This window comes from Micromonospora globosa (assembly GCF_000717585.1).
Taxonomy (GTDB): Bacteria; Actinomycetota; Actinomycetes; order Mycobacteriales; family Micromonosporaceae; genus Micromonospora; species Micromonospora aurantiaca.
Window position 1 is genome coordinate 1 of record NZ_JNZR01000097.1, and the last position, 380, is coordinate 380.

Here is a 380-nt window from a genome sequence, read left to right on the forward strand (position 1 = left end):
GGCCGCGACCGCGGCGAGTGGGGCCCGGACAAGGGCGAGTGGGGCAAGGACGGCAAGGACGACCACGGCAAGACCCGCGAGGTCCCCTGCAAGGACGACGCCCTGATCGACGCCCTCGAACTGGCCAACCGCGACCACGGCGGCACCATCAAGCTCGCCGAGAACTGCACCTACGAACTCGGCGTCAAGGACCGCAAGTTCGGCTCCGCCCTGCCCGAGATCAAGCAGGACGTCACCATCAAGGGCAACAACTCCACCATCAAGCGCGACGCCGAAGACACCTTCCGCATCTTCCGCGTCGTCGACGGCGGCGACCTCACCCTCAAGGACCTCACCGTCAAGGGCGGCAACGCCAACGAGTTCAAGTACCCCGGCGGCGG

At 67.4% G+C, this 380-nt stretch carries 1 pseudogene; it reads left to right on the plus strand.

What is annotated here, in order from left to right:
* A pseudogene (locus IF06_RS0131800) lies at window positions 1-380 on the plus strand (hypothetical protein); the annotation flags it as partial.